General features: G+C 68.9%; 19 protein-coding genes and 2 tRNA genes. 4 read left to right on the top strand and 17 right to left on the bottom strand.

The window, feature by feature from the left end; genetic code table 11:
• Positions 1-34: 34 nt before the first annotated feature.
• From ispC to rpsB, 7 genes are all read right to left on the bottom strand, one after another.
• Positions 35-1,222: a 1-deoxy-D-xylulose-5-phosphate reductoisomerase gene (gene ispC / locus VLG41_RS14280; RefSeq protein WP_325350065.1), complete on the bottom strand. Its 1,188-nt coding sequence runs from the start codon at positions 1,220-1,222 to the stop codon at positions 35-37.
• 3 nt (positions 1,223-1,225) lie between these two features.
• Positions 1,226-2,059, bottom strand: a complete 834-nt coding sequence (locus tag VLG41_RS14275; RefSeq protein WP_325350064.1) for a phosphatidate cytidylyltransferase — start codon at positions 2,057-2,059, stop codon at positions 1,226-1,228.
• Complete coding sequence (gene uppS, locus VLG41_RS14270) at positions 2,052-2,804, bottom strand: polyprenyl diphosphate synthase (RefSeq protein ID WP_325350063.1); 753 nt, start codon at positions 2,802-2,804, stop codon at positions 2,052-2,054. The genes VLG41_RS14275 and uppS overlap by 8 nt, the downstream gene beginning before the upstream one ends.
• 30 nt (positions 2,805-2,834) lie before the next feature.
• Positions 2,835-3,395: a ribosome recycling factor gene (gene frr, locus VLG41_RS14265; protein ID WP_325350062.1), complete on the bottom strand. Its 561-nt coding sequence runs from the start codon at positions 3,393-3,395 to the stop codon at positions 2,835-2,837.
• Between the two features lie 28 nt (positions 3,396-3,423).
• The gene (gene pyrH, locus VLG41_RS14260; protein WP_009517552.1) at positions 3,424-4,134 is read right to left on the bottom strand and encodes a UMP kinase; all 711 of its coding nucleotides are present in this window, start codon (positions 4,132-4,134) and stop codon (positions 3,424-3,426) included.
• A gap of 145 nt (positions 4,135-4,279) precedes the next feature.
• Positions 4,280-5,164: a translation elongation factor Ts gene (gene tsf / locus VLG41_RS14255; RefSeq protein WP_325350061.1), complete on the bottom strand. Its 885-nt coding sequence runs from the start codon at positions 5,162-5,164 to the stop codon at positions 4,280-4,282.
• A gap of 107 nt (positions 5,165-5,271) precedes the next feature.
• Entirely contained in the window at positions 5,272-6,027 is a 756-nt protein-coding gene (gene rpsB / locus VLG41_RS14250; protein ID WP_325350060.1) for a 30S ribosomal protein S2, read from the bottom strand.
• Positions 6,028-6,233: 206 nt separating this feature from the next.
• Here rpsB and VLG41_RS14245 point away from each other — a divergent pair, with 206 nt between their 5' ends.
• Positions 6,234-7,487: an FAD-dependent oxidoreductase gene (locus tag VLG41_RS14245; RefSeq protein ID WP_325350059.1), complete on the top strand. Its 1,254-nt coding sequence runs from the start codon at positions 6,234-6,236 to the stop codon at positions 7,485-7,487.
• 29 nt (positions 7,488-7,516) lie between these two features.
• Positions 7,517-9,028, top strand: a complete 1,512-nt coding sequence (locus tag VLG41_RS14240; RefSeq protein ID WP_325350058.1) for an NAD(P)H-hydrate epimerase — start codon at positions 7,517-7,519, stop codon at positions 9,026-9,028.
• 6 nt (positions 9,029-9,034) lie between these two features.
• On the opposite strand, the gene VLG41_RS14235 is transcribed toward VLG41_RS14240, so the two are convergent.
• The 3 genes from VLG41_RS14235 to rnr all read right to left on the bottom strand — a co-directional run bounded on the left by VLG41_RS14235 (position 9,035) and on the right by rnr (position 12,739).
• The gene (locus VLG41_RS14235; RefSeq protein ID WP_325350057.1) at positions 9,035-9,565 is read right to left on the bottom strand and encodes a YggT family protein; all 531 of its coding nucleotides are present in this window, start codon (positions 9,563-9,565) and stop codon (positions 9,035-9,037) included.
• A 10-nt stretch (positions 9,566-9,575) separates the two neighbouring features.
• Positions 9,576-10,409 (bottom strand): gamma-glutamyl-gamma-aminobutyrate hydrolase family protein, encoded by an 834-nt coding sequence (locus VLG41_RS14230; RefSeq protein ID WP_325350056.1) that lies wholly within the window; start codon positions 10,407-10,409, stop codon positions 9,576-9,578.
• Between the two features lie 80 nt (positions 10,410-10,489).
• A complete protein-coding gene (gene rnr / locus VLG41_RS14225; protein WP_414652496.1) occupies positions 10,490-12,739 on the bottom strand; it encodes a ribonuclease R in 2,250 nt (749 codons plus the stop codon).
• Positions 12,740-12,772: 33 nt separating this feature from the next.
• Here rnr and VLG41_RS14220 point away from each other — a divergent pair.
• Positions 12,773-12,857, top strand: a tRNA-Leu gene (locus VLG41_RS14220).
• 105 nt (positions 12,858-12,962) lie between these two features.
• On the opposite strand, the gene rimO is transcribed toward VLG41_RS14220, so the two are convergent.
• From rimO to VLG41_RS14195, 5 genes are all read right to left on the bottom strand, one after another.
• Complete coding sequence (gene rimO / locus VLG41_RS14215; protein WP_325350055.1) at positions 12,963-14,357, bottom strand: 30S ribosomal protein S12 methylthiotransferase RimO; 1,395 nt, start codon at positions 14,355-14,357, stop codon at positions 12,963-12,965.
• 39 nt (positions 14,358-14,396) lie between these two features.
• A complete protein-coding gene (gene phaR, locus VLG41_RS14210) occupies positions 14,397-14,936 on the bottom strand; it encodes a polyhydroxyalkanoate synthesis repressor PhaR (RefSeq protein ID WP_325350054.1) in 540 nt (179 codons plus the stop codon).
• Positions 14,937-15,044: 108 nt separating this feature from the next.
• A tRNA-Val gene (locus VLG41_RS14205) sits at positions 15,045-15,121 on the bottom strand.
• Between the two features lie 43 nt (positions 15,122-15,164).
• Positions 15,165-17,450: a bifunctional (p)ppGpp synthetase/guanosine-3',5'-bis(diphosphate) 3'-pyrophosphohydrolase gene (locus VLG41_RS14200; RefSeq protein ID WP_325350053.1), complete on the bottom strand. Its 2,286-nt coding sequence runs from the start codon at positions 17,448-17,450 to the stop codon at positions 15,165-15,167.
• Positions 17,447-18,367, bottom strand: coding sequence for an alpha/beta hydrolase (locus tag VLG41_RS14195; RefSeq protein ID WP_325350052.1), 921 nt, complete (start codon positions 18,365-18,367; stop codon positions 17,447-17,449). Before VLG41_RS14195 ends, VLG41_RS14200 begins: the two co-directional genes overlap by 4 nt.
• 80 nt (positions 18,368-18,447) lie before the next feature.
• Here VLG41_RS14195 and VLG41_RS14190 point away from each other — a divergent pair, with 80 nt between their 5' ends.
• Positions 18,448-19,218, top strand: a complete 771-nt coding sequence (locus VLG41_RS14190; protein WP_325350051.1) for a 3-hydroxybutyrate dehydrogenase — start codon at positions 18,448-18,450, stop codon at positions 19,216-19,218.
• A 5-nt stretch (positions 19,219-19,223) separates the two neighbouring features.
• Here VLG41_RS14190 and VLG41_RS14185 read toward each other — a convergent pair whose 3' ends face one another.
• Together VLG41_RS14185 and VLG41_RS14180 are read right to left on the bottom strand one after the other, a co-directional pair.
• Positions 19,224-19,967 (bottom strand): SIMPL domain-containing protein, encoded by a 744-nt coding sequence (locus VLG41_RS14185; protein WP_325350050.1) that lies wholly within the window; start codon positions 19,965-19,967, stop codon positions 19,224-19,226.
• A 22-nt stretch (positions 19,968-19,989) separates the two neighbouring features.
• Positions 19,990-20,292: a hypothetical protein gene (locus VLG41_RS14180; protein ID WP_325350049.1), complete on the bottom strand. Its 303-nt coding sequence runs from the start codon at positions 20,290-20,292 to the stop codon at positions 19,990-19,992.
• Positions 20,293-20,480: the final 188 nt, after the last annotated feature.

Here is a 20,480-nt window from a genome sequence, read left to right as displayed (position 1 = left end):
TGCACCGGGGGCCTGGGCCAGCCGGCGCGAAGGATCAGGACTGCAAGCGGCTGACCTGCTGCTGCGCGCAGCGGCGGGCCTCTTCATCGAGTGCCAGCAGGTCGTCCAGCGATTGTGGCTTGGATGGGCCCACGCGCTGCAAAGTTGCCTCGTTGACCGCATGGATGTGGTCGAAGCGCAGCCGCCGGTCGAGAAAGGCGGCCACGGCCTCCTCGTTGGCGGCGTTGAGCACCGCGGTGGTGCCGGCGGGCCCGCGCAATGCCGACCAGGCCAGCGGCAGGCCGGGGAAGCGCTGGTTGTCGGCGGTTTCGAAGGTCAGCGCGCCCAGTGTGGCGAAGTCCAGCGGGCTGGCGCCCGAAGCGATGCGCTCGGGCCAGGCCAGCCCGTAGGCGATCGGCACGCGCATGTCGGGCGTGCCCAGCTGGGCGACGACGGAGCCGTCGCGGTACTGCACCATGGAATGGATGACGCTTTGCGGGTGGATCACCACCTCGATGCGCTCGGGCGGCAGATCGAAGAGGTAGCGCGCCTCGATGACCTCGAGCGCCTTGTTCATCATGGTCGCGGAGTCCACCGAGATCTTGCGCCCCATGACCCAGTTGGGGTGGGCGCAGGCCTGCTCGGGCGTCACCTCGGCCAGCGTGGCCGGGTCGCGGGTGCGGAACGGGCCGCCCGAGGCGGTCAGTACGATCTTGTCGACGCGACGCTCCCAGCTCGCCGGATCCTCCGGCAGCGACTGGAACACGGCCGAATGCTCGCTGTCGATGGGGAGCAGCGTCGCGCCGCCGGTGCGCACGGCGTGCATGAACAGGTCGCCGCCGACCACCAGGGCCTCCTTGTTGGCCAGCAGCAGCTTCTTGCCGGCGCGGGCCGCCGCCAGGCTGGGCGCCAGGCCGGCGGCGCCCACGATGGCGGCCATCACCGCGTCGACCTCGGCTGCCTCGCTCACCTCGCACAGGGCCTGCGCGCCCTCGAGCACCTCCACGCCCAGGCCGGCCTCGCGCAGGCGCTGGCGCAGGCGGGCCGCCGCGGCGGCATCGACCAGCACCGCGAAACGCGGCTGGAAGCGGCGGCACTGCTCGAACAGGGCCTCGTCCTGGCGCGCGGCGGTGAGCGCGAACACGCGGTAGCGCTCGGGATGGCGGGCGATCACGTCGAGCGTGTTCTGCCCGATGGAACCGGTGGCGCCAAGGATGGTGATGGACTGCGGGGAGGCGGACATGGATCAGAACGTCACGAGCATCATGGCCAGGGGCAGCACAGGCAGCAGCGCGTCGATGCGGTCGAGCACGCCGCCGTGCCCGGGCAACAGGCCGCTGGAATCCTTCACGCCCGCCGCGCGCTTGACGAGGGACTCGATCAGGTCGCCTGAGACGCTCATCGCGGTCAGGAACACGAGCCCGAGCACCGCCAGCAGCGGCCCCTGAGCCCACAGGTAGTCGTACAGATGGCGCGGCGCGAACCAGCCGCGCTGCGTGCCCATCAACCACACCCAGGCCAACAGCACGACACCGATCAACCCGCTGACGGCGCCTTCCCAACTCTTGCCCGGGCTGATGCCGGGCGCGAGCTTGCGGCGCCCGAAGCGCTTGCCGCCGAAGTACGCCGCGATGTCGGCCGCCCAGACGAGCAGCAGCACGGACAGGAGGAAGCCCAGCCCCAGCAGGCGGGCCTGCACCAGCGCGAGCCAGGCGCAGGCGATGAGAAACAGGCCCAGCCACAGACGGATCCCCAGCGGGCAGCGTTTGAGCGCCTCGGTGCCGCCGCGCAACAGCACCACCGCCAGCAGCACCCAGACCACGCCCAGCGCCAGCCAGAGCTCGCGCCAGGAGTGTTCGACGCCGCCCAGCAGCCAGAAGATCAGGCCCGCGACGGCCAACGCCAGGCCACAGCTCACCGCGCGCGTCTGGCCGCAGCCATTGAGCCGCGCCCATTCCCATCCGGCCGCGCCGATCAGCGCCAGCGTGAAGGCCGCGAAGGGCTCGATCGAGGGGTACAGCAGCGTGGGCAGAAAAACGGCGAGCAGCAGCACCGCCGTGATGATCCGCTGCTTAAGCATCGCGGGGGCCGGCGTCGGCGGTCAAGGCCGTGGCATCGGCGCGCTGCGCCGAGGTCTGGCCGAAGCGCCGCTCGCGGCGCGCGTACTCGGCCAGGGCCAGATCGAGTTGCTCGGCGTCGAACTCGGGCCACAGGCAGTCGCTGAACACCAGCTCGGCGTAGGCCGCCTGCCACAGCAGGAAGTTGCTGATGCGTTGCTCGCCACCCGTGCGGATGATGAGGTCGGGGTCGGGCACGTGGCTCAGCGCCATGGTGGCCGACAGGCTCTCTTCGGTGATGGCCTCACCGCGATCGGCCAGGCGCTGCGCGGCCTGCGCCATGTCCCAGCGCCCGCCATAGTTGAAGCACACGTTGAGCACCAGGCGATCGTTGCCTTGCGTGGCCTGCTCGGCCGACGCCAGGCCTTGCGCCAGCCGGGGCGACAGGCGCGAGCGGTCACCGGGGAAGTGCAGGCGCACGCCGGTTTCGGACAGGCGCGGCACCTCGCGCGACAAGGCCAGGGCCAGCAGGTCCATCAGGCTGGCCACCTCGTCCACGGGGCGGCTCCAGTTCTCGGACGAGAACGCGAACACCGTGAGCACACGGATGCCGCGCTGAACACTGGCCTCGACGATGCGGCGCAGCGCATCGACGCCCTGCTTGTGGCCGGCCACACGCGGCAACCAGCGCTTCTGTGCCCAACGGCCGTTGCCGTCCATCACGATCGCGACGTGATGCGGCAACTTGGGGGCGGCGGGATTCTGCATGCGCCAAGCGAGGCGATCGGAGCCCTGGGCTCAGACCGCCATGATGTCCTGTTCCTTGCTGGCCACGAGCCGGTCGACCTCGGTGATCATGCGGTCGGTCAGCTTCTGGATGTCTTCCTGCGAGCGACGTTCGTCGTCCTCGGAGGCTTCCTTGTCCTTCACCAGCTTCTTCACCGCGTCGTTGGCGTCGCGGCGCAGATTGCGGATGGCGATCTTGGCGGCCTCGCCCTCGCCCTTCACGACCTTGGTGAGCTCGCGGCGGCGCTCCTCGGTCATGGGTGGCATCGGCACGCGGATCAAGTCGCCCTGCGAGGCCGGGTTCAGGCCGAGGTCCGACTCGCGGATCGCCTTCTCGATCTTGGCGCCCATGCCCTTTTCCCAGGGCGCGACGCCGATGGTGCGGGAGTCGAGCAGCGACAGGTTGGCCACCTGCGACAGCGGCAGCATGGAGCCGTAGTAGTCGACATGCACCGTGTCGAGCAGCGCGGGGTTCGCGCGGCCGGTGCGCACCTTGGTCAGACTGTTCTTGAACGCCTCGATCGACTGCTGCATCTTGTGCTCGGCGTTCTTTCGGATGTCGGCAATGGTCATGTCGTGATCTCCTGAGTGCGACCGGTGTTCAGACGTGCACGAGGGTGCCTTCGTCGGCGCCCATCACGACGTTGCGCAGCGCGCCCGGCTTGAAAATGGAAAACACCTTGACGGGCAGCTTCTGGTCCCGGCACAGCGCGAACGCCGTGGCGTCCATCACCTGCAGGTTCCTGGCCATGGCCTCGTCGAAGGAAATGGTGGTGTAGCGCGTGGCGGCCGGGTCCTTGTTCGGGTCGGCGGTGTACACGCCATCGACCTTGGTGGCCTTGAGCACCATCTCGGCGCCGATCTCGGCGCCGCGCAGCGCGGCGGCCGTGTCGGTGGTGAAGAAGGGGTTGCCGGTGCCGGCGGCGAACACCACGACCTTGCCCTCTTCAAGGTACTGCAGGGCCTTGGGGCGCACGTAGGGCTCGACGACCTGCTCGATACCGATGGCGGACATGACGCGCGCCACCAGGCCGGCCTTGTTCATGGTGTCGGCCAGGGCCAGCGAGTTCATCACCGTGGCGAGCATGCCCATGTAGTCGGCGGTGGCGCGGTCCATGCCCACCGAACCGCCGGCCACGCCGCGGAAGATGTTGCCGCCACCGATGACGATGGCCACCTGCACGCCAAGGCGGGTGACTTCGGCGATCTCGTCGACGATGCGCACGATCGTGGCGCGGTTGATGCCGAAGGCGTCGTCGCCCATGAGGGCTTCACCGGACAGCTTCAGCAGGATCCGTTGGTAGGCGGGCATGAAAGGCTTTCAGGATCGGTTGCGGCGCGGGCAGCCGCCAAGTGTAGCGGTGGGAACGGGGACACCCGGTCTCTCCACCAGTGAAAATCGTCAACGCATATGACAACGGGCCTTGCGGCCCGTTGTCTGGTGAGGGGAACGCCGATCAAGCGCCCTTGGCCGCCGCGACCTGGGCCGCCACCTCGGCGGCGAAGTCGTCGACCTTCTTCTCGATGCCCTCGCCCACCACGAACAGGGTGAAGGACTTCACCGTGGTGTTGGCGCCCTTGAGCATCTGCTCCACGGTCTGCTTGTCGTTCTTGACGAAGGGCTGGTTGAACAGCGAGACCTCCTTGAGGTACTTCTGCACCGAGCCTTCGATCATCTTGGCCGCGATGTCGGCGGGCTTGCCGGATTCGGCCGCCTTGGCGGTGGCCACCGAACGCTCGCGCTCGATCAGCTCGGCCGGCACGTCGTTGCTGGTCAGGGCCACGGGCTTCATGGCGGCCACGTGCATGGCCACGTCCTTGGCGGCGGCTTCCTCGCCATCGAACTCCACGATCACGCCGATGCGGGTGCCGTGCAGGTAGGCCGCGAGCTTGGAGCCGCTGTAGCGCTTGAAGCGGCGGAACGACATGTTCTCGCCGATCTTGCCGATCAGGCCCTTGCGCACGTCTTCCAGCGTGGGGCCGAAGCCATCCTGGCTGTAGGCCAGCGCGCCCAGGGCGTCGATGTCGGCCGGGTTCTGCTCGGCGACCAGCTTGGCCGCGGCATTGGCCAGCGCCAGGAAGCTGTCGTTCTTGGTGACGAAGTCGGTCTCGCAGTTGACTTCGATCAGCGCGCCCGCGCCGGCGTTGATGGACGCGGCCACGACGCCTTCGGCCGTGACGCGGCTGGCGGCCTTGCCGGCCTTGGTGCCCAGCTTGACGCGCAGCAGCTCCTCGGCCTTGGCCATGTCGCCGTCGGCCTCGGTCAGGGCCTTCTTGCACTCCATCATGGGGGCGTCGGTCTTGGCGCGCAGCTCAGCGACCATGCTTGCGGTGATTGCCATGTGTGTTCTCCTGGAATCCGGCGCTTCACGGGCGCCGGCGGGTCAATGATGGGTTCCGGTTATGAAAAAGGGGCTACGCGAGCCCCTCGTTCGCGAGCGAAACGGAATCAGGCCGCGTCGTCCTGCACTTCGACGAACTCGTCGCCGCCTTCGGCCGCGGCCACGGCCTTGCTCAGGTCGTTCACGGCGTTGGCGCGGCCTTCCAGCACGGCGTCGGCGATGCCGCGGGCGTACAGGGCCACGGCGCGCGCCGAGTCGTCGTTACCGGGGATCACGTAGTCGATGCCCACGGGCGAGTGGTTGGTATCGACCACGCCCACCAGCGGGATGCCCAGCTTCTGGGCCTCGAGCACGGCGATCTTGTGGAAGCCCACGTCGATCACGAAGATGGCGTCGGGCAGCGCGTTCATGTCCTGGATGCCACCGATGTCCTTCTCGAGCTTCTCCATCTCGCGGTTGAACATGAGCTGCTCTTTCTTGCTCATGCTGTCCAGACCGGCTTCCTTCTGGGCCTGCATGTCTTTCAGGCGCTTGATGGAGGTCTTGACGGTCTTGAAGTTGGTCAGCATGCCGCCCAGCCAGCGCTGGTCGACGAAGGGCACGCCGGCGCGGCGCGCTTCCTGGGCCACGATGTCGCGCGACTGGCGCTTGGTGCCCACCATCAGCAGGGTGCCGCGGTTGGCCGACAGTTGACGCACGAACTTCTGTGCGTCGTGGAACATCGGCAACGTCTTCTCGAGGTTGACGATGTGGATCTTGTTGCGGTGCCCGAAGATGAAGGGCGCCATCTTGGGGTTCCAGAAGCGGGTCTGGTGACCGAAATGGACACCGGCTTCCAGCATTTCGCGCATGGAAATGGACATGAGTTGTTTCCAGAGGTTAGGTCTAAAATCCGGCCCCGATCGCGGCGGTGGCGGGTGGGGAAACCACCGTGGCCGACGCGACACCCGGATGGGCCGGTTTGCGATTGACTCTGCATTGACGCGCTTCGGACGAAGCCACCAAATGCAAAGCCTGTCGATTATAGCACCCGTCACCCGGGCGTCCTCCCCTCTTCCTCTCCCTCTGAATGAACATCGCCATCGTCGGCGCAGGCGTCTGCGGCGTGACCACCGCCCATGAGCTGTTGAACGACGGTCACGCCGTGACCCTGTACGAGAAGCGCGGCACGCCGGCCGAGGAAGCCAGCTTCGCCCCCGCCGGACTGGTGTCCACCGCCTGGGCCATGGCCTGGGCCGGCCCCGAGTTGCGTCTGCACGCCCCGTGGGCGTCGCCTGGCCCGGGCGTGCGCTGGCGCGCCGGCCTGGACACCGCCGCCTGGCGCTGGTGGCACCGTTGGCGGCGCGAGGAGCGCCGGCGCGGCAACGACGCCCTGCTGGCACTGCGCGAACTGATCGACCTGGGCCTGGAACGCCAGATCGACCTGACCCGGGAGCTGGACCTGGATCACGACCGCAGCGACGACATGCTGGTGTTGCTGAGCGACGCCCGTGAGGCCGCCAGCGCGCAAACCACCATCGATCGCCTGCGCGGACTCGGGCTCGAGTTGCGACCGGTGTCGGCCGACGAGGCCCGCGCCATCGAACCCGCGCTCGCCCCCTCCGCGCCCCTGCATTCGGCCGTGCACCTGCGCGGCCCGGCGGTGGCCAACTGCCGCGAATGGACCATGCTGATGCGCCACCGCGTGGCCCGGCTGGGCGGCGCGCTGCGGCTGCGCACGGGCGTGGGCGCCGTGCGGCCCGACGGCGGTGGCTGGCGCCTGAGCGCCTCCGACGGCAGCGAGGAGCGCTTCGACGCGGTGGTGCTGTGCGCCGGCGTCGGTGCGGAGGAACTGCTGGCCGACCTGGGCCTGCCCGTCCCCTGGACCGTGCTGTGGTCGCATTCGCTGAGCGCCGGCCTGCGCGAACCCATGGATGCACCGGTGTCGGCCGTACTCGACCTCAAATCGCGCGTGGCCATCACGCGGCTGGGCCAGCGCGTGCGGGCCTCGGGCGGCGCCGACCTCGGCGGTTCGGCCGCCGGCACCGATCCGGCGAGCCTGCGCCGCCTGGGCCAGGTGCTGTCGCACTGGTTCCCCGCCGCGGCCCGCTTCTCGGGGCCCCAGGCCTCGGTGCAAAGCTGGCGCGGCGCCCTCGTCGTGTCGAACGACGGTCTTCCCGCGATCGGCCCGAGCCGCCTGCCCGGCCTGTGGCTGAACCTGGCGCACGGTGCGGCGGGCTGGGCCATGGCCTGTGGCGCGGCCCGCCGGCTGGCCGACGCCATCACACGGCCCACGGCCATCGCCGAGCCGACGCCCTTCGCCCCGTCGCGCCTGGGCTTGTGACCGCGCGATCGCGTGGTGAAATGCCCGCCATGCGAGCCCTGCGCGCCGACCAACTCGAAGCCCTGCACGACACCGCGCGCACGCGCGAGATCGAACACGCCCTTGCGGCGAGCCTGCCGCCGCACACGCTGATGGCACGCGCCGGCGAGGCGGTGGCCCGCCTGGCTCTGGCCTGGCAGCCGCACGCGCGGCGCATCTGGGTGGCCTGCGGCCCGGGCAACAACGGCGGCGACGGCCTGGTCGCCGCGCGCCACCTGCTGCAGACGGCGCCCGCGGGCTGGCGCGAGATCGTCGTGACGCACGACGCCGATGCCCAACGGCTTCCATCCGATGCGGCCTGGGCGCTGCGCGAGGCGGTGGCGGCCGGCGTGACGATCCAGCCCTCGCCGCCCGACGCCCCCGACCTGATCGTCGACGCCCTGCTGGGCATCGGCGCCCGCGCACCAAGCGACGATGCGCTGGCCGAGCGCCTGCGGCAGGTGCGTGGCCACCGCGCGCCGGTGCTGTGCGTCGACCTGCCCAGCGGGGTGTCGACCGACAGCGGGCACGACCCCATTCGCGCCTCTGCCGAGGCCGGTCCGCGTCAGACCCTCAGCCTGCTGACCCTCAAGCCCGGGCTGTTCACCGCGAGCGGGCGCGACGCGGCGGGCACCGTCTGGTTCGACGACCTGGGCGCCACCACCGAAGCCTCGGCGCCGACGGCCTGGTGGGGCGGCCACCTGTCTGAAGGCGCGGACAAGGCCCGGGATCCACACGCCGGGCACAAGGGCAGCTACGGCGACGTGGGGGTGCTGGGCGGGCAGTTGCCGGGCAGCAGTGGCATCGGCATGGCGGGTGCCGCCGTGCTGGCGGCGCGGGCCGCGCTGCACGCGGGCGCGGGGCGGGTGTACCTGGCACTGATCGGGGACGGCCCGACGCCATCGCACGACCCGGTGTGCCCCGAACTCATGCTGCGGCAGCCCAGCGCGCTGCTTGCCCCCGACCACTTGGCGCTGCCGGTGCTGGTGGTGGGCTGCGGTGGGGGCGATGCCATCCGCGAATGGCTGCCGCAGGCGCTGGCCAGCCCTCGGCTGGTGATCGACGCGGATGGTCTCAACGCCCTGGCCCACGACCCGGCGCTGCAACGCCTGACACAGCGCCGCCAGGCGCGCGGCTGGGTGACGGTGCTCACGCCCCATCCACTCGAAGCCGCCCGCCTGCTGGGCATTGGCACCGCTGACGTGATGGCCGACCGGTTGGGCAGCGCGCGCCTGCTCAGCGAACGTTTTGGGGTGATCACCGTACTGAAAGGCTCGGGCACGGTGGTGGCCGAACCCGGTGGCCTGCCGTGGATCAACGCCACCGGCAACGCCCGCCTGGCCACCGCCGGCACGGGCGACGTGCTGGCGGGCATGATCGGCGCCGCCCTGGCGCGCCCGCACGACAGCAGCGCTGAAGCGGTGCGCCGCGCCGTGGCGGCGCACGGCGCACTGGCCGATCACTGGCCCCCCGGCCCTGCCCTGACGGCCGGGCAGTTGGCGCTCTCGGCCCGGCCGCTCTGAGCCCGGTCAGCCCAGCAGCATCAGCCCGACCTGCAAGGCGATGATCACCACCAGCACGGACAGGTCCACCCCGCCCACGAGCGGGACCACGCGCCGCACCGGTGCGACGATGGGCGAGCACAGCCGGTCGAGCAGGCCCATCACCGGGGAGCGCGGCTGCACCCACGACAGGATCGCGTAGACGATCAGCAGCAGCATCAGGCCCTGGAGCAGGTCGCGCACCAGAAAGCGCAGTCCCAGCACGGGCACCGCCGCCCACGGCACCTCGCCGCCCGAGGCGATCAGCAGCCACAGCGCCGCGTGCACCAGGGCCAGAAGCACGGCGGCCACCAGGCTGGCACCGTCGATGCGGCCCTTGGCGATGACCGCGGGCAACACCCGGCGCAGCGGCTGCACCAGCCAGTCGGTGATGGCCATGACGAAACGCCCGGGCTGCGCCTGCATGGGCACCCGCAGGTGGTTCATCCAGGCGCGCAGCAAGGCCGCCGCCACCAGGAAGAAGAAGAACGTGTCGAGGAGGAAGAGCAGAACGCGCATGCCGGCGAGTTTAGGTCGTCAGGCGCAGGCCGGCGCGCGGCGGGCGCGGATCGAACTCCTGTCCCGCATCGAAGCGCCGCATGGCCTCGGCCCGCGAGGCCTCGAGGAAGTCGAGCATGATGGGCGAGCTGTCGATCAACGAGTGGCGGCCCTGATGGAACTCCGGGTGCCATTGCAGGCCGCGCGCGTAGGCATCACCCGTCCAGCGGATCGCCTCGACCAGGCCGTCCAGCGAGGACACCGCCTCGACCACCAGGCCTTTGCCCACATCGGCCACCGCCTGGTGATGGATGCTGGTGACGCGCAACTGCGTGGCCTTGGGGTACAGGTCGATGAGCTGCGAGCCCTGGATGAAGGTCACGTCGTGCTCGAACTGGTCGTACAGATCGACGTCGATGTGCTCGTGCGCCGCCGGGCACTGCGTGGCGATGTCTTGGTACAGGGTGCCGCCGAACGCCACGTTGAGCAATTGCGCGCCGCGGCACACGCCGAGCACCGGCTTCTTCTGCGCCAGGAAGCAGCGCAGCAGCGCCAGCTCGTAGCGGTCGCGCACCACGTCGCCGCGCCACTCATCGCGCAGCGGCTCCTGGCCATAGGTCTCGGGCGCCACGTCCGCACCGCCTTGCAACACCAGCGCGTCCAGCTCCTGCACGACGTGCTCGACCTTGAGGTGGCGCGCCGCGTGCGGGCTGTCGTGCGTAACGGCCGGCACCATGAACGCCACCGCACCATGCGCCATGATCCAGTGCGCCAGCGAGGCCTCGATGTACTGAAGGCTCTTGTTGCGAAAACCCAGTTCGGGCGGCACCTCGTGCATCAGGCGCGCCGACACGCCGATGCGCAAGGGACGCTCCTGCTTGACGCGCGATGACGACTTGCGCGCGGCCGTTGTGTGACCGCCCCGGGTGCTCATCGCCACCGCCGTCACCGCTTGCCCCGCCTCGACTTCGATTGCGCCGCGCGCGCGGCCTTGGGTGCGGACTTCTTGCCGGCGGCGCGGCGCACCGCCGCTTTCAGTTCAGGCATCGGAGCGGGCGAGCGCGGCTTGCTGCCCCGCCGGTCCTGGCGCGCCGGGCCGGCCGCCCCACCCTCACCGCCGGTCTTGTCGCGCATGGCCTTGAGCACCACGTCGTCGTCCCCGCTCACCAGGCGGAAATCGATGCGGCGGCCGTCCAGGTCGACGCGGCTGACCTGCACCTGCACACGCGAACCCAGCGCGTAGCGGATGCCCGTGCGCTCGCCGCGCAGCTCCTGGCGCGCCTCGTCGAAGCGGAAGTACTCGCCGCCCAGTTCGGTGATGTGCACCAGGCCCTCGACGTACATCGCGTCCAGGGTGACGAAGACGCCGAAGCTCGTGACCGCCGTGACCACGCCCGAAAACACCTCGCCCAGGTGCTCGCGCATGTACTTGCACTTGAGCCAGGCCTCCACGTCGCGGCTGGCCTCGTCGGCGCGGCGTTCGTTGGCGCTGCAGTGCAGCCCCGCGGCCTGCCAGCCCAGCGTGTCCGCCGATGGTTTGCGGGCGTTGGGCGCGGGCGGCTTCACGCGGCTGGCCAGGCGTTTGCTGAGTTTGGCGTGCGCCTCGCCGGGCGTGGGCAAGGCCGGCAACTGGTACTTCTGCTTGTGCAGGATCGCCTTGATCACGCGGTGCACCAGCAAGTCCGGGTAGCGGCGGATGGGGCTGGTGAAATGGGTGTAGGCCTCGAACGCCAGACCGAAGTGGCCGCTGTTGATGGGCGTGTAGATGGCCTGCTGCATGGAGCGCAGCAGCATGGTGTGGATCTGCTGCGATTCGGGCCGCTCCTGCGTCGCCTTGGCGATCTGCTGGAATTCGCCCGGCTTGGGCTCGTCGCTGAGCGAGGCGTTGACGCCCATGGCCTTGAGGTAGTTGCGCAGGATCTCCAGCTTCTCGGGCGTGGGGCCTTCGTGCACGCGGAACAGGCCCGGGTGCTTGCCCTGTTCGATGAACTCGGCCGAGCAGACGTTGGCCGCGAGCATGGCCTCTTCGATCAGCTTGTGCGCGTCGTTGCGCGTGCGCGGCACGATGCGCTCGATGCGTCCCGACTCGTCGCAGACGATCTGCGTCTCCACGGTCTCGAAGTCCACGGCGCCGCGCGCATTGCGCGCCGCCAGCAGCGCGCGGTACACGTCGTGCAGGTTCAGCAGGTACGGCACCAGGGGCTTGCGGTTCTGGGCCTCGGGGCCGCGCGTGTTCTGCAGGATGGCCGCCACCTCGGTGTAGGTGAAGCGCGCGTGGCTGAACATTACCGCCGGGTAGAACTGGTAAGCGTGGATCTCGCCGCGCGCGGTGATGAGCATGTCGCACACCATGCACAGGCGCTCTACGCCGGGGTTGAGCGAGCACAGGCCGTTGGACAGCTTCTCCGGCAGCATGGGGATCACCCGGCGCGGGAAATACACCGAGGTCGCGCGGTCGTAGGCGTCCACGTCGATGGGTGAGCCGGTCTGCACGTAGTGGCTCACGTCGGCAATGGCCACCAGCAGGCGCCAGCCCTTGGCCTTGCCCACCTTGGCGGGCTCGCAGTACACGGCATCGTCGAAGTCGCGCGCGTCCTCACCATCGATGGTCACCAGCGGCACGTCGCGCAGGTCCACACGGTGGCGCAGGTCGCTCGGGCGCACGTGGTCAGGCAAGGCCCGGGCCTGCGCCATGGCCGTCTGCGAGAACTCGTGCGGCACACCGTACTTGCGCACCGCGATCTCGATCTCCATGCCCGGGTCGTCGATCTCGCCGAGCACTTCCTTCACGCGCCCCACGGGCTGGCCATACAGGGCGGGCGGTTCAGTGAGTTCCACCACCACCACCTGCCCGGGCTTGGCCGAACCCGTGGCGCCCTTGGGGATCAACACGTCCTGCCCGTAGCGCTTGTCCTCGGGCGCCACGAGCCACACACCGCCCTCTTGCAGAAGACGCCCGATGATGGGAGCGTTGGAGCGCTCGATGATCTCGGTGACGCGCCCTTCCGGGCGCCCCTTGCGGTCGAGCCGCACGATGCGCGCCATCACGCGGTCCTTGTGCAGGACGGCGCGCATTTCGTTGGAAGGAAGGTAGATATCGGGCTGGCCGTCGTCGCGGACAACGAAACCGTGTCCATCGCGGTGTCCAGACACAACGCCTTCGAATTCGGCGAGGAGGTTGTTTTTATCGCTCAATTTTTCTCTGCTATACTGCCGGTTTCCTGAGATGCCCAGGTGGCGGAATTGGTAGACGCACTAGTTTCAGGTACTAGCGCCGAGAGGCGTGGAGGTTCGAGTCCTCTCTTGGGCACCATCATATAAGGGCTTGCAGTCAACAGACTGCAGGCCTTTGTTCTTTGTGGCGCCCTCTTTGTGACACCCTGAAAGGCCGAGCGCACCCGGCCTTGGTTCACGTGGTTCAAACGGGCACACCCACCAGGTCGTGCCCATCGGTATCCACGATGCGGGCCCTGGTGAACTCACCCACCTTCAAGGTCTTGCTGATCTTCTCGGGCGGCAGCAGGCGCACCACGCCGTCGATCTCGGGCGCGTCCGCGTAGCTGCGGCCCACGCCCCCCTTCTTGCCCAGGCCGGGCGCACTGTCCACCAGCACCTGCATGCTGGCGCCCACCAAGGCACGCAACTTCTCGGCCGAGACCTCCTCGGCCACGGCCATGAAGCGCGCGCGGCGCTCCTCGCGCAGCGCTTCGGGCACCGGATCGGCGATGGCATTGGCGGCGGCGCCGTCCACCGGCGAATACGCAAAACAACCCGCGCGGTCGATGCGCGCTTCGCGCACGAAGTCGAGCAGGTGGTCGAACTCGGCCTCTGTTTCGCCGGGGAAGCCGGCGATGAAGGTGCTGCGCACCACGATCTGCGGGCAGATTTCGCGCCAGCGCGCGATGCGCTCGAGGTTGCGCTCGCCGCTCGCGGGCCGCTTCATGCGGCGCAGCACGTCGGGGTGGCTGTGCTGCAGCGGCACGTCCAGGTAGGGCAGCACCAGGCCTTCGGCCATCAACGGCACGATCTCGTCCACGTGCGGGTAGGGATAGACGTAATGCAAGCGCACCCAGGCGCCAAAGGGCTTGGCCAGCTCACCCAGTTCGCGCACCAGGTCGAACATGCGCGTCTTCACGGGTCTGCCGTCCCAGAAGCCGGTGCGGTACTTCACGTCCACGCCGTAGGCCGAGGTGTCCTGGCTCACCACCAGCAGCTCCTTCACGCCGGCCTCGAACAACTTGCGTGCCTCGGTGAGCACGTCGCCGATCGGCCGGCTCACCAGGTCGCCCCGCATCGACGGGATGATGCAGAAGGTGCAGCGGTGGTTGCAGCCTTCGCTGATCTTGAGGTACGCGTAATGGCGCGGCGTGAGCTTGATGCCCTGGGGCGGTACCAGATCGACGAAGGGATCGTGCGGCTTGGGCAGGTGCTGGTGCACCGCCTCCATCACCTCGTGCGTGGCGTGCGGGCCGGTGACGGCCAGCACGCTGGGGTGCATCTGCCGCACCAGGTTGCCGCCGCCCTCGCCTTCGCGCGCACCCAGGCAGCCCGTGACAATGACGCGCCCGTTCTCGGACAGCGCCTCGCCGATGGCGTCCAGGCTTTCCTTGACCGCGTCGTCGATGAAGCCGCAGGTGTTGACGATGACCAGGTCCGCGCCGGCGTAGGACTTGGACGTGCTGTAGCCCTCGGCGCTGAGTTGGGTGAGGATGAGTTCGGAATCGGTCAGCGCCTTGGGGCAACCCAGGCTGACGAAACCCACCTTGGGCGTCGTGGCGCCAGCGGTGGTCGTGGGGGCGATGGTGTCGGACATGAGGGCCCGATTGTCTCAGACCCCCGCCCCGGTACCCATTCAGCGCTTGAGGCCGAGCGCGGCGAGCATCTGCTCGCTGTTCTTCTGCATTTGCTCCTGCATCTGCGTCAGGGCGTTGCGCGACTGCTCCAGGTAGGTGCCCATCATGCCCTGCATCATGGGCGACTGCAGGTTCATGAACTGCTTCCAGGCCTCGGGGTTGAGCCCCCCGCCCTGCTCGGTCATCTTCTGCTGCAGGTCCATGAAGACCTGGATGTTCTTCTCCAGGTACGAACCCATGAAGTCCTGCATGGCGTGGCCGTAGAAGCGGATGATGTTGGCCAGGACCTGTTCGGTGAAGATCGGCGCGCCGGCGGACTCTTCCTCAAGGATGATCTGCAGCAGGATGCTGCGCGTGAGGTCTTCGTTGGTCTTGGCGTCGCGCACCACGAAGGGCTCGTTGCCCATCACCAGCGCCTTCACTTCGGCCAGGGTGATGTACGACGAGGTGTCGGTGTCGTACAGCCGGCGGTTGGGGTACTTCTTGATCACACGCACGCCACGGGTGCCCGCTGCTTCGGTCTTGGATTTGGTCGCCATCCCGGCATTCTAGAAACCGCCCGACGGGTACCGGGCATGGTTTTCCCTGTGCAGTGCACCAAATGACGAAGGGCCTGGTGCGGTGGCAACAGGCCCTTCGGGGTGTATTGGTAGGCGCGAAGGGACTCGAACCCCTGACCCCCACCATGTCAAGGTGGTGCTCTAACCAGCTGAGCTACGCGCCTTCGAACGAATCGAAGCCTCGCAGTATAGCAGTTCCGCCCCCACCTATTTGCGGCGCACCATGCGAACGCCCTGCACGTCGCCCACCACGGCCATGGCGCGGGTCACCTGCCGGGCATCGGACACCTCGATGGTGAAGGTCATCCAGGCCACACCCCTGACGGACTGGGTCTGCACGCCGATGACGTTCATCTTTTCGCGGGCGAACACGTCAGAGATGTCGCGCAGCAGACCCTGTCGGTCCAGCGCCTCGATCGCGACATCGACCGGGTACACCGCCGCCTGGTTGCCGCGCGCGTCGTCGCGGCCGGTCCAGTCCACCTCGATGACGCGGTCCGGGCTCTTGCGCGCCAGGTGCGCGAAATCGGTGCAGTCGGCGCGGTGCACGCTCACGCCCTTGCCGCGCGTGACGAAACCGCGGATCTCGTCGGGCGGTGCGGGCCGGCAGCACTTGGCCAACTGGGTCATCAGCGAGCCGACGCCGACCACCAGCACGCCGCCCGTGGGGCCGTCGTTGCCGCGCCGGGGCTTGCGCACCCAACTCGTCGGCTCGGGCGCGGCCTCGGGTTCGGGTGGGCGCAGATGCGTCTCGATCGCGCGCAGCGAGAGCTCGTCCTTGCCGACCAGTTCAAACAGCTCATCGGCCGAGCCCAGGCCCATGTCGGTGGCGAGCTCTTCGAACTTGAGCGCGGTGCGGCCCTCGCGCTGCAACAGTTTTTCCACCGCCTCGCGCCCCCGCGCGATGGTTTCGGCCAGGGCCTGTGCGTTGAACCACGCCCGCACCTTGCTCTTGGCGCGGTGGCTCACCAGGTAGCCCAACTCGGGGTTGAGCCAGTCGCGCGAGGGGCCGCCGTCCTTGGAGACGATCTCCACCGTCTGGCCGTTCTGCAAAGGCGTGTTCAGCGGCACCATGGCGCCGTCGACCTTGGCGCCGCGGCAGTGGTGGCCCAGGTCGGTGTGCACGGTGTAGGCGAAGTCCACCGGCGTGGCGCCCTGCGGCAGTTCGACGATGGCCGCGTTCGGTGTGAGCACGTAGATGCGGTCGTCGAACAGGCCCTGCGCAGTGCCGCTGAGGTCGCGCTCCCAGGCCAGCAGTTGGCGCAGCACGGCGATCTTGGCGTCGTACTCGGAGTTGGCGGTGACGCCACCGTAGCCCTTGGCGCCCGCTTCCTTGTAGGCCCAGTGCGCGGCCACGCCGTGCTCGGCGTGGTCGTGCATGGCCTGGGTGCGGATCTGGATCTCGAAAGCGCGCCCCTGGGCGTCTCGCACCACCGTGTGCAGCGACTGGTACCCGTTGGGTTTGGGTTTGGCGATGTAGTCGTCGAACTCGTCGACCACGGGCGTGAAGTGCTCGTGCACGAAGGACAGGACCGCGTAGCAGTCGGCCGTTTCGAGCACGATCACGCGCAGCGCGCGGATGTCGAAGACCTGCTCGAAGTCCAGCGCCTTGCCGCGCATCTTCTTGACGATGCTGTAGATGTGCTTGGGCCGCCCCTGCACCATGGCAGCGATGCCCTGAGCCAACAGGGCCTGCTGCAGGTCCTCGCGCACCTGCTCGACGTGCGCCTCGCGCTCGGTGCGCTTTTCGTCGAGCAGCCGGGCCACGTCCTTGTAGGTCTGCGGCTCCAGGAAGCGGAAGGCCAGGTCCTCCATCTCCCACTTGATCTGCCAGATGCCCAGGCGGTTGGCCAATGGCGCGAACACGTGCAGCGACTCGCTGGCCAGGATCTCGCCCGGGTCGCCGCGGATGGAGGCGAAGTAGCGCAGCGTCTGCAGCCGCGAGGCCAGGCGCAGCATCACCACGCGCAGGTCGCGCGAGAAGGCGAGCAGCATCTTGCGCACGTTCTCGGTCTGGCTGGCGGCCAGCTCCGACACCGGCCCCTTGGACAGCCCCGGCGCGGGTTGACCGGCGTCCTGCGCAGCCAGGCGTTCCTCCTGCTTGCGCGCCAGCTTCTCGGCCGCCTTCAGGCGCGCCTGTCGCTGCAGGTGCACGAGCTTGGTGGTCTCCAGGGCCAGCGCGGCGTGCTGCTCGCCAAAGGCCTTGGCGATGACCTCCTGCGGCCGATTCAGGTGCTGGCAGGCATAGACCAGGTAGACCACCGCCTGCATGGCCTCGGAACCGCCGATGTCGGCCAGGATGCGCGCCACCGCCTCGGCGTGTGCCCAGGTGTTCTCGCCGGTGTCGAGGCATTCGCCTTCGAGCAGTGGCTCGGCGAAAGCGCGGGCGCGCGCCAGCGCATTGGCCTGCTGCGGCAGGCCCGCGGCCGTGGCGGCCACGATCGCGGCCGTGGCCGGCGCGACGTCGTCGATCGTCGGATTCGCCCGCTTCATGGCGACAGCAGGAAGTCGAGCACCGTGCGCACCTGGTCGTCGGCCACCAGGGTGGGGGCATGCCCGACGCCGGCAAAACTGACGCAGCGTGGCCGCGGGCCGCGCTGCTGCATGGCCTTCACGGTGTCCATGCTCAGCAGGTCGGAGTCCTCGCCGCGCAGCACCAGCGTGGGCACGGCGATGGCGTCGTACAGGTCCCACAGCGCGGCCTCGCCGGCCCGCACGGCCGCTTGCAGGGCCTGCATTTCCACACTCTGCGTCATGGCCTTGAAAGGCACGGCTATGGCCGGGTCGTAGTGCAGGTGCACGCGCCCGTCGCGCCGGCGCAGCATGGGCTGCGACAGCGCGCGCCACTGCTCGGGTGTGTGCGGGCCGAAGCCCTTTGAGATGCTGGCCAGGTAGTCGCTGGCCGCCGCCTCGGAATCGAAGGTCGGGTCCAGGCCCAGGTAGGTGCCGATGCGCATGAGCGCCTCCCACTGCACCACCGGTCCCACGTCGTTGAGCACCAGGCGCGCGGGCGCCAGCGGCGGCTGCGCCGCCACGCCCATGCCGATGAGGCCGCCCATGCTGGTGCCGACCCAGTCGATGCGCACGCCGGGCCGTTCGGCGCGCAGGTGCAGCAGCAGCGCGGTGAGATCGGCCACGTAGGTGGGCACCTGATAGGCCATGGGGTCGGCGAGCCAGTCGCTGTGTCCGCGTCCGGCCACGTCCACCGCCACCACGCGGCAGTGCGGCTGCAGCGCACGCGCCAGGGTGTCGAAGTCGCGCCCCTGGCGCGACAGGCCGTGCACGCAGACCACCACGTGGTCGTCACGGCCCTGGGTGCTGCGCCAGTCCCACCAGGCCATGCAACGCGGACCGCCTTCACGGGCCGCGGCCCCACCGACGACGATGTGTTGGAGTTGGGGTTCGGTCATGGTGCGGCTCGGGGCTGACGCCTGCCATCCATAATGCGCGGCAGACCGTCGAACCAATCGTAATGGAACTGGAGTAACCCATGCTCACCGGGAAAACCGCTCTTGTCACCGGCTCCACCAGCGGCATCGGCCTTGGCATCGCCAAGGCCCTGGCCCGCCAGGGCGCCAACATCGTGCTCAATGGCTTTGGCGACAGCAGCGGCCCGCAGGCCGAGGTGGCGGCGCTGGGTGTGAAGGTCGGCTACCACGGCGCCGACATGAGCAAGCCCGACGAGATCGAGGCCATGATGGCCTACGCGGCCGAGACCTTCGGCCAGGTGGACATCCTGGTGAACAACGCAGGCATCCAGCACGTGGCCAAGGTGCAGGACTTCCCGGTGGAACGCTGGGACGCGGTGATCGCGATCAACCTCTCCAGCGCCTTCCACACCTCGCGTCTGGCGCTGCCGGCCATGCTCAAGGCCAACTGGGGCCGCATCATCAACGTCGCGTCCGTGCATGGCCTGGTGGGTTCGGCGGAAAAGTCGGCCTACGTGGCGGCCAAGCACGGCATCGTGGGGCTGACCAAGGTGACGGCGCTGGAGACCGCCACCTCGGGCGTCACCTGCAACGCCATCTGCCCCGGTTGGGTGCTGACGCCGCTGGTGCAGAAGCAAGTGGACGCGAAGGCGGCGGCGATGAAGCTGTCGAACGAGGAAGCCACCAAGCTGCTCTTGGGCGAGAAGGAACCCTCGATGCAGTTCACCACCCCCGAAGAGCTGGGTGAACTCGCGGTGTTCTTCTGCTCGCCCGCCGCCGGCAATGTGCGCGGCGTGGCCTGGAACATGGACGGCGGCTGGGCCGCCCAGTAAGGCCTTCAGCGCATCTGGATGGCGCCCGCCACCGTGACGCTCACGGTGCTGGTGCCCGCCGCCACCGGAATGGCGGCGTCGCTCGCGGCGGCCTTGGCTTCCATGGCCATCATGCGGGGCATGGGCCGCTCGGGCATGTCAGCCGAACTCACCGAGACGTCTCGCAGCGTGTAGCTGGAGAAGCCGAAGCCCTTGGCGATCTCGGTGGCGCGCGCGCGGAAGCGCTCGATGGCCTGGGCCTGAACCTGGGATTCGAGTGCCAAGCGCGCCTCGCGCGAGAGCGAGAAGCCCATGCTGGAGACGGTGAGCGTCTGCACGCGGCCGGCCACCGCGCTCACGTTGGTGATGTCGCGCCCTTCGATGACGACCTCGGCCTGGCCTTGCCAGCCGCTGATGCGGCCGTTGCTGGCGTAGCGCGGGTACAGGCGCAGGTTGCCGGTGCGCACCTCCAGCTGCTTGGGCTTGGCCTGCGGCTGGGCGATGGCCAGCGCGGCGTCGACGGCCACCTTCAACTGGTTCTGCACGGTGGCAGCGTCGCTGCCTTCGCGGGTGGTGCTCAGCACCACGGTGAGCCAGTCCTGCGGCACTTCCATGTGGCCGCTGGCCGAGAGGTTCACCACGTTGGCGGGCACTTCAGGCACTTGGGCCAGCGCGGCGGGCGACACCGCCACGGCGGCCATGAAGCTGAGAGCGGAAGCGGCGCGGCGAACCGCGGCCGCCGAACGGGCGGGCAGATGAAGCATGGGCATGTGTTGGTGGGGGTGGTTCAGGTCAGGGCTGGCGGTGGGACTCGAAGGGCGGTTGCACCCTGAGCTGCTCGCGCAGTCGCTGACGCTCCTCCACGGAGAGCCTGAAGGGCTTGCCGCCGTCGTCCATGTCGTCGAATGGCTGCCGCAAGGCATCGCGCAGGCGCATGGGCGCGCGCGCCTCGCCGGCATCGAGCGAAATCGGCACCACCGTCGCCGTCTCGGTGCCGGCCATGCCGATCACGCCCGCTTCGGGCGGGCGCTGCGGATTGGCGAGCACCGCACCCGCGGCCAGACTTGCGATGGTTGCGATCCAGACGGACTTCATGGTGTGGAGGAGTATGACCAGACCCGCGATTGTGCGAGTGAGCCTTGCGTCAAGACGATGGCATCGCGGGCAACTTCTGTAACAGCCTGTCAAAAAATCAAAAAACGAGCGTTGACAAGCACTTGCCGCTGCCAGAATCGGCTTTGTTACATTTGCCAGGAGTTGCTCGCATGCCACAAACCCACACC

Source organism: Hydrogenophaga sp., assembly GCF_035481345.1.
Classification (GTDB): domain Bacteria; phylum Pseudomonadota; class Gammaproteobacteria; order Burkholderiales; family Burkholderiaceae_C; genus Hydrogenophaga.
This window is presented reverse-complemented; position numbering and strand designations above follow the sequence as displayed.